We start from the raw sequence: 7,899 nt of genomic DNA, 5'->3' as shown, positions 1-7,899 counted from the left end.
CGCCGCCTGACGCGTCCTCCCATCGCGCCCCAACGCTCCGGCCGGCGTCAGGTCAGGCGTCGTCACGTCCGGCAGGAGAGGTCTTCCACATTAAGTTCGTCGGTGTCGTGGAAGCTGGTCTGCCGACGTTCCGTTAGTGCAGATGAAGCCGGACAGCTCGAACCGCAGGGTGCCTGACAGCCGCGAGCGCCGTCGCACCCGCGCCAGCGTGTGTCTCAAGCCGCGGTGACGCGGTTACGGCCACCCTGCTTTGAAACGTAGAGCGCCGTGTCCGCGCGCGCCAGCAGTTCGTTGGGGAGCTGCTGGGGCTGGGCTGCAACGACACCGAGGGAGACGGTGACGCTGTCGATTTCCTCGCCGGTGGAGCGCCGGATGCAACTCGACGCGACAGTGAATCGGATGCGTTCAGCGAGTTGTTCAGCCCTTGCCATCGGCGTGGCCGGGAGCAGGATGGCGAACTCTTCACCTCCGATACGTGCGACCGTGCCGGCATCCGCCGCGACAGACGACAGCACCTGCGCCACGGCCTTCAGAACCTTGTCGCCAAACGCGTGCCCGTAGCTATCGTTGACTCGCTTGAAGTGATCGATATCCGCCATGATCAGGCATGGTTGGCCGGCTGCGCCCGACGCCGCGTTGGGGGCCAGCAGGCATGTCGCCAGCTGCTGATCGAACGCCCGGCGGTTGGCCAGGCCCGTGAGCGCGTCGACAAGGGACTCGTGACGGGCACGGTGGACCTCGGAGCGCAGGTCGAGGATCTCGCGTTGGCTTTCCTTCAGCCGCGACTGCAAGTCGGCCATCGCCTGAGCCATTTTTGCGGTATGTCTCAGGATCTCGGCGACCGGCTCTTCGGCAGCGTGCGCAAGCCCCGCCTGCAGGCTGCCAAGCGCCTGCGCGTAGCGCTCCGCTTGCGTACCCGCAGCCGTGGCGGAATGCGATACGCCGGTGAGGACCCGCTCAAAACCGTCGGCGATCTGTTCGGCCGTGGCCGGGTCAACCTCCGCAATATGTCTGCGGTGGATCGCGTAGGTCTTGGCCTCGTCGAGCCTGCCGTGCTCGGACAAGGATTCGTCGACTGCCTTCCGGAGTCCAGGATTGCTCAGGGCAACGTATTCATACCAGACCGCATAGCTGACCGGATGAAGCGCCGTGGCCTGTCGGGACATCAGCGGAATGGCAAGCCGGAGCAATTCGGCACTCTTGTCAACCGAGACAACGTATCGCATGTTCTTGAACTACTGACGGGCCAGCAAGATTGTCATCGCAGCCTGATCTTATGGCGCACAGCCGAGGGGACGTCGAGGCCGGTCCGATCCGCCGTGTCGATGGTTTGGATGAGGGCCGCAGGCCTGTGCGCCAGCCTGATCCTGACCCGGGTGGTCACCCGCCCCCGAGACGTGATGGCGGAAGGCTGGAGTTCGGACGACATCGGCAAGCCGTGCGCTTTGTCGGCCTGGCCGTCCGCCACTGCATGGTGACTACATGAGGCCCAGAAACAACAAAGCCCAGCGGGTAACCGACCTGCCCGACCTGGCGCAAGCCTGCGACCTCACGGCTGGCGCGATAGAGCGGCTGGCGTGCCCGGCCGGCAAGGCTCAAGCCTTCTTGCGCGACGCCAAGGCGCCCGGCCTGCGCGTGCGTGTGACGGCGGCCGGAGCGAAAGCCTTCGTCTTCGAGGCCAAGCTCGACCGGCAGACCATCCGCCGCACCATCGGAGACGTGCGGGCCTGGACGATTGATGACGCGCGCATCGAGGCCAACCGGCTGCGGGTGACGCTCGACCAAGGCCAAGACCCCCGCGAGCTGGAGCGTGCGGCGAAGGCTGCGCGGGCCGCACTCGCCGCCCAGGCCAGCGCCGATGCCCTGACCGTGGGCGAAGCCTGGGCTCGCTATGTCGAGCTGGGCCGACCCAAGCGCAAAGACGCCTGGAAGCCGCGCTACGTGGCCGACATGGCGAAGATGACCGCCGCAGGGGGCGAGCCGCGCAAGCGAGGGCAGGGCGTCACGCTGCCCGGCCACTTGTTCCCGCTGTTGGGCCTGCCGCTCGCGTCAGTGAATGAGGATGTGCTCGCGGCATGGTTCGAGCAAGAGGGCCGGCGCAGCAAGCACCAAGCCACGCGGGCGCTGATGATGTTCCGGGGCTTCCTGCGCTGGTGTGCCGGCCGCAAGGAATACAAGCACCTGACCGACCGCGATGCAGGCAAGGCGCCCGCCATCGTTGAGGCCTTGCCGCGCAACATCCGGCGCACCGATGCGCTGGAGGCGGCCCAGGTGCCGGGCTGGTGGGCGGGCGTGGAGCAACTGCCCAACCTCACGGCGTCGGCCTATCTGCGCGCGCTGCTGCTCACCGGCGCCCGGCGCGAGGAGATGGCCGCGCTGCGCTGGGAGCATGTCGACTTTCAATGGCGCAAGCTCACCATTGCCGACAAGGTGGACGCCAGCCGCACCATTCCACTGACGGACTGCATGGCGTGGATGCTGTCGAACCTGCCGCGCGGGCGTGATGCCCAGGGCAAGCCCAGTCCGTTCGTGTTTGCCAGCGCCAGCAAGTCCGGCCGCATTGCCGACCCCCGAGCCAGCCACGCCCGAGCCCTGCAAACCGCAGCTATCGACGGATTGAGCATCCACGGGCTACGCCGGTCGTTCTCGCTGCTGGGTGAGGCTGCTGGGGCGCCGGCCGGCGCCATCGCCCAGGTGATGGGTCACCGCCCCAGCGCGACGGCCGAGGGCTACCGGCCGCGCAGCGTGGATGCGCTGCGGCCCTTCGTGGCGCAGGTAGAGGCCCACATCTTGGCCCTGGCCGGGGTGCAGTTCGACCCCGCGTCGGTGCGCGCACTCGGCCTGCGCGTCGTGGCTTGAGATTCATACGCATCGGTGCTCTTTAAGATACCATCATGGAAATTCGCATCTATGTGGACGCCCACGGTGACGCGCCCTTTGAGGATTGGCTCGCCAGCCTCAAAGACAGCATCGCCCGCGGCAAGGTCCGGGCCCGGCTGGCGCGCGTACAGGCTGGCAACCTGGGGGACTGCAAGCCGCTACGTGACGGGGTTCAGGAGCTGCGGATTGACCACGGGCCGGGATACCGCGTGTACGTGAGCCAGCAAGGCCCTGTGCTGGTGCTGCTGCTCTGCGGTAGCAACAAGGGCGGGCAGGACCGTGCTATCGAACGTGCCATTGCGTATTTGAAGGACTGGAAGCAAAGAGGTTCGCCATGACTGCACCCCGCGACAAAAGCTATGACGCTAGCCTGACTACCGCGCTGACCGACCCCGCGGAGGCTGCCGCGTACATTGAGGCCGTGCTCGAACTTGACGACCCGGCTGCGCTGCTGGTGGCGCTGCGGCAGGTGGCCAAGTCGCACGGCATGGCCGAGGTTGCCCGGCGTGCCGACGTAGGCGACAAAACCCTGTTTCGTGCCCTGAGCGAGAGCGGCAATCCAACGCTCGACACAGTAAACAAGGTGCTGCACGCGGTAGGCCTGCGGCTGAGCGTGGCCCCGCTGGCCGGCGTGCATGGTTGAGGGTGCGCGACTCATGAAGGCCTTCGAGCAGTTCAAGGCCGAGCTGCTGGCCGACCCCGCCACCCGCCGCGAATACGACGCGCTGGCGCAGGAGTTTGAAACCGCCCGCGAGCTGGTGGTGGCTCGCGCACGGGCGGGCCTGACGCAAGAGCAGGTGGCCGAGCGCATGGGCACGACGCAAAGCACGGTGGCGCGGTTGGAAAGTGGGCGCCGGCCGCCGGACACCTCATGGGGTTCCACGCGAGCAAAAAATCGTGCTGTTTGATTTTTCGGCGCGCGAGAGCAACGTCCAGGAAATCAAACGCGTCCGGCGTATCGGCGACTTGTCCAGGCCCCATCCAGTCGGGCGCACGGGCTGCGACCTGGACAGCCCATTTGTCGACGTTCGAGGTGCCGGGGTGGTGTGGGTGCCTGCCCCGTCCGCCCGCGCCACCGGCGCGAAACCCCGTGCAGTTGGCTACATGGTGGCTACATGAGCCCCGAAAACAACAAAGCCCAGCGGTTGAAGCTGGGCTAAGTGTTTGTTTTTCTTGGTGCCGGCAAGAGGAGTCGAACCCCCGACCTTCGCATTACGAATGCGCTGCTCTACCAACTGAGCTATGCCGGCGCTGACTTGAGCGTCAAGCCCACCATTATAGCCACTATTTTTGAGCCGCTTCGCGGTGGTAGGCCGCGATGCGTTCGACCTCGTTCTTCGAGCCCAGCGCCACGGCCACGCGTTCGTGCAGCTTGCTGGGCTGGAGGTTCATGATGCGCTCGCTGCCGTTCACGGCCGCGCCGCCGGCCTGCTCGACGATGAAGGCCATCGGGTTGGCTTCGTACATCAGGCGCAGCTTGCCGGGTTTGTCGGGCTCACGCTGGTCCCAGGGGTAGAGGAAGACGCCGCCGCGGGTCAGGATGCGGTGCACATCGGCCACCATGCTGGCCACCCAGCGCATGTTGAAGTCGCGGCCGCGCGGGCCGGTGCTGCCGGCCAGGCATTCGTCGATGTAGCGCTTCACCGGCGGGGCCCAGTGGCGCATGTTGGACATATTGATCGCGAACTCCTTCGTATCCTCGGGAATCCTGACCTGTTCCTGGGTCAGCACCCAGGAGCCGGTCTCGCGGTCCAGCGTGAAGACGGCCACGCCGTCGCCCACGGTCAGCACCAGCATGCTCTGCGGGCCGTAGACGCAGTAGCCGGCGGCGGCCTGCTGCTTGCCGGGCTGCAGGAAGTCCTCCTCGGCGACGCCACGCGAATGGCCCACCTTGCGCAGCACGCTGAAGATGGTGCCGATGGACACGTTGACGTCGATGTTGGACGAGCCGTCGAGCGGGTCGAACAGCAGCAGGTATTCGCCCTGGGGGTAGCGGTTGGGCACGACATAGATGCCGTCCATCTCCTCGCTGGCCATGGCCGCGAGGTGGCCGCCCCATTCGTTGGCCTCGATCAGCACCTCGTTGGCGATGATGTCGAGCTTCTTCTGCACCTCGCCCTGCACGTTCTCGCTGCCGGCCGTGCCGAGCACATCGCCCAAGGCGCCCTTGTTGACGGCGATGGCGATGCGCTTGCAGGCGCGCGCGACGATCTCGATCAGCAGGCGCAGTTCCTGCGGGATGTGGCCGTGCTCGCGCTGCTGCTCGATCAGGTACTGGGTCAGGCTGATCTGGCGGCTCATGCTTGGGCTCCGGAGGCGAGGGCGCGTTCGACGATTTCACGAACATCCGACGACAGGTCGGGCTTGGCGGCCACGCGGGCCACGGCCTCGCGGGCGGCCGTGCGATAGGGCTCGGCCAGCATGCTCCAGCGGTCCATCGAGCGGGCGATGCGGCTCGCGACCTGCGGGTTGATGGCGTCCAGCGCCAGCACCTGGTCGGCCCAGAACACATAGCCGGCGGCGTCGGCGCGGTGGAAGGCGGCCGGGTTGAACATGCACAGGCTGGCGATCAGGCTGCGTGCGCGGTTGGGGTTCTTCAGCGTGAAGTCGGCGTGCTGGGTCAGCGCCTTCGCGCGGGCGAACACGCGGCCCTCGGCCTCGGGCGCGCGGGCCTGCAGCGAGAACCACTTGTCGATGACGAGGGCATCGTCCTTGAACAGCGCGTGGAAGCGCTCCAACGCCGGCGCGGCCAGTTCGGCGCCCGCGTTGACGAGGGCCGCCAGCGCGCCCAGGCGGTCGGTCATGTTGGACGCGTCCTTGAAGCGCTGGTAGGCCTTGCCCGGCCACACGGTGTCGCCGCTGGCCTGGGCATCCAGCACGAGCATGGACAGCGCCAGGTTGGCCAGCGCGCGCTTGCCGGAGGAGACGGGGTCGGGCGCGTAGCCGCCCTGCACCTGGTTGGCCTCGAAGGCCGCGGCCCAGTCGTCGCGCAGCGCGCTGGCGAGTTGGGCCTGGGCGGCCATCACGGCGGCGTGGATGGCCTGCGGGTCGACGATGTCGAGCTGCTCGGCGATATAGCTCTCGCCCGGCAGCGTCAGCGCCAGCTCCTTGAAGGCGGGGTCCAAGTCGGCGTGGTTGAGCACGCCGCGCATCGCCTCGATGAAGGCGTTGCTGAGCTGCAGCGGCTGGCCGGCGCGCAGCGCGTGCAGGATGCGGTTCAGCGCCAGCCGCTGGCCGGCCTCCCAGCGGTTGAAGGGGTCGCTGTCGTGGCGCATCAGCACCAGCAGCGCGGCGTCGGACAGGCCGTCGTCCAGCACCACCGGGGCCGAGAAGCCGCGCAGCAGCGAGGGCACGGGCTCGGCGTCGATGTTCTCGAAGACGAAGCTCTGCTCGGCCTGGTCCAGCACCAGCACCTGCTCGGTGGCACCTAGAGCGTTCAGCGCCAGGGCGGCGCCATGGCGGTCCAGCAGGCCCATGACGACGGGGACGACTTGCGGCTGCTTGGTCGTCTGGCCCGGCGTGGCGGGCGTGTGCTGCGTGAAGCGCAGCGTGTAGGTGCGGGCAGAGGCGTCGTGCTCGCCGCGGGCGCTGACGCGCGGGGTGCCGGCCTGGGAGTACCAGCGCTTGAAGGCGTCCAGGCGTGTGGCGAGCGTCGAGCCCGGGTTGGCATCGGCGATGGCCTGGGCGAAGTCGTCGCAGGTGACGGCCTGGCCGTCATGGCGCTCGAAGTAGAGCTTCATGCCGGCCTCGAAGCCCTTGCGGCCGACCAGCGTCTGGTACATGCGCACGACCTCGGCGCCCTTCTCGTAGACGGTGGCCGTGTAGAAGTTGTTGATCTCGCTGTAGCTGTCCGGACGCACCGGGTGGGCCATCGCGCCGCTGTCCTCGGGGAACTGCATGGCGCGCAGCTGGCGCACATCCTGGATGCGGCAGACGGCGCGCGCCGAGGGCGTGCCGGCCATGTCCATCGAGAACTCCTGGTCGCGGAACACGGTCAGGCCCTCCTTCAGCGACAGCTGGAACCAGTCGCGGCAGGTCACGCGGTTGCCGGTCCAATTGTGGAAGTACTCGTGGGCGACGATGGACTCGATGCGGTTGAAGTCCGCGTCGGTGGCCGTGGCCGGCGAGGCGAGCAGGGCGCTGGTATTGAAGATGTTCAGGCCCTTGTTCTCCATCGCGCCCATGTTGAAGTCGGACACGCCGACCACCATGAAGCGCTCCAGGTCCAGCGGCAGCTGGAAGCGGGCCTCGTCCCAGACGATGGAGGCGATGAGGCTGTTCATCGCGTGCTCGGTCTTCTCCAGGTCGCCACGGCGCACATAGACCTGCAGCAGATGGTCCTTGCCGGCGCGGGTGCGGATGCGCTGCTCGCGCGTGACGAGGTCGCCCGCGACGACGGCGAACAGATAGCTGGGCTTGGGGAAGGGGTCGCTCCAGACGGCGAAGTGGCGGCCGTTTTCCAGCGTGCCGCTGCCCGTCAGGTTGCCGTTGGCCAGCAGCACCGGGTATTTGGTGGCGTCGGCACGCAGCGTGACCGTGTAGACGGCCATCACGTCCGGGCGGTCCAGGAAGTAGGTGATGCGGCGGAAGCCCTCGGCCTCGCACTGCGTGAAGAAGCTGCCGCCCGAGGTGTAGAGGCCCGACAGCGCGGTGTTCTTCTCGGGGCAGCAGGTGTTGCGGATCTCGAGCGCGAAGTCGGCGTCGGGTGCGCCTTCGATGATGAGCTCGTGGCCCTCCTGGCGGAAGGACACCGGGCTGCCGTCGATCAGCACGCGCAGCAGGTTGAGCTCTTCGCCATGCAGGCGCAGCGGGCCGTGCGGCACGGCGCGGTTGCGCTCGACCTGCATCCTGCTCGTGACCAGGGTCTTGGTCGGGTCGAGGTCAAAGGTCAGGTCGACCTTGCGGATCCAGAACGCCGGTTGCTGGTAGTCCAGGCGTTGGATCAGGGGAGCGGTGCCTTCACGCATGAGGGGCTTCCTTGGATGAGGAAAAAGGGGAGGCCGCCGTGGCGGCCCGGAG

7 protein-coding genes and 1 tRNA gene are annotated in these 7,899 nt (G+C 67.5%); 4 read left to right on the top strand and 4 right to left on the bottom strand.

The annotated features are described in order from the left end of the window. Nucleotides 1-215: 215 nt before the first annotated feature. The gene (locus EV671_RS11280) at nt 216-1,226 is read right to left on the bottom strand and encodes a GGDEF domain-containing protein (protein WP_132571414.1); all 1,011 of its coding nucleotides are present in this window, start codon (nt 1,224-1,226) and stop codon (nt 216-218) included. 256 nt (nt 1,227-1,482) lie between these two features. On the opposite strand from EV671_RS11280, the gene EV671_RS11275 reads away from it, so the two are divergent. Genes EV671_RS11275 through EV671_RS11260 form a run of 4 tightly spaced genes read left to right on the top strand, consistent with a single transcriptional unit; the run spans nt 1,483 to nt 3,788 of the window. After that, a complete protein-coding gene (locus tag EV671_RS11275; RefSeq protein ID WP_132571413.1) occupies nt 1,483-2,859 on the top strand; it encodes a tyrosine-type recombinase/integrase in 1,377 nt (458 codons plus the stop codon). A gap of 35 nt (nt 2,860-2,894) precedes the next feature. Further along, nucleotides 2,895-3,218, top strand: coding sequence for a type II toxin-antitoxin system RelE/ParE family toxin (locus EV671_RS11270; protein ID WP_132571412.1), 324 nt, complete (start codon nt 2,895-2,897; stop codon nt 3,216-3,218). Next, nucleotides 3,215-3,523, top strand: coding sequence for an addiction module antidote protein (locus tag EV671_RS11265; protein WP_132571411.1), 309 nt, complete (start codon nt 3,215-3,217; stop codon nt 3,521-3,523). Before EV671_RS11270 ends, EV671_RS11265 begins: the two co-directional genes overlap by 4 nt. A 13-nt stretch (nt 3,524-3,536) precedes the next feature. Next, nucleotides 3,537-3,788, top strand: a complete 252-nt coding sequence (locus EV671_RS11260; RefSeq protein WP_132571410.1) for a helix-turn-helix domain-containing protein — start codon at nt 3,537-3,539, stop codon at nt 3,786-3,788. A 266-nt stretch (nt 3,789-4,054) separates the two neighbouring features. Here EV671_RS11260 and EV671_RS11255 read toward each other — a convergent pair. The 3 genes from EV671_RS11255 to pepN form a co-directional block, all read right to left on the bottom strand. Beyond that, nucleotides 4,055-4,130, bottom strand: a tRNA-Thr gene (locus tag EV671_RS11255). Nucleotides 4,131-4,164: 34 nt separating this feature from the next. Then, a complete protein-coding gene (locus EV671_RS11250) occupies nt 4,165-5,181 on the bottom strand; it encodes a class 1 fructose-bisphosphatase (RefSeq protein ID WP_132571409.1) in 1,017 nt (338 codons plus the stop codon). Continuing rightward, entirely contained in the window at nt 5,178-7,847 is a 2,670-nt protein-coding gene (gene pepN / locus EV671_RS11245; protein WP_132571408.1) for an aminopeptidase N, read from the bottom strand. Before pepN ends, EV671_RS11250 begins: the two co-directional genes overlap by 4 nt. Nucleotides 7,848-7,899: the final 52 nt, after the last annotated feature.

It is taken from the genome of Roseateles saccharophilus (genome assembly GCF_004342485.1).
Taxonomy (GTDB): Bacteria; Pseudomonadota; Gammaproteobacteria; order Burkholderiales; family Burkholderiaceae_C; genus Pelomonas; species Pelomonas saccharophila.
Note: the sequence above shows the minus strand (reverse complement) of the source record. Positions and strands in the feature narration are given on the sequence as shown.

Coding starts and splice junctions, on each gene's coding strand:
- EV671_RS11280 (WP_132571414.1), bottom strand. CDS start 1,226: ATGCGATACGTTGTCTCGGTTGACAAGAGTGCCGAATTGCTCCGGCTT.
- EV671_RS11275 (WP_132571413.1), top strand. CDS start 1,483: ATGAGGCCCAGAAACAACAAAGCCCAGCGGGTAACCGACCTGCCCGAC.
- EV671_RS11270 (WP_132571412.1), top strand. CDS start 2,895: ATGGAAATTCGCATCTATGTGGACGCCCACGGTGACGCGCCCTTTGAG.
- EV671_RS11265 (WP_132571411.1), top strand. CDS start 3,215: ATGACTGCACCCCGCGACAAAAGCTATGACGCTAGCCTGACTACCGCG.
- EV671_RS11260 (WP_132571410.1), top strand. CDS start 3,537: ATGAAGGCCTTCGAGCAGTTCAAGGCCGAGCTGCTGGCCGACCCCGCC.
- EV671_RS11250 (WP_132571409.1), bottom strand. CDS start 5,181: ATGAGCCGCCAGATCAGCCTGACCCAGTACCTGATCGAGCAGCAGCGC.
- pepN (WP_132571408.1), bottom strand. CDS start 7,847: ATGCGTGAAGGCACCGCTCCCCTGATCCAACGCCTGGACTACCAGCAA.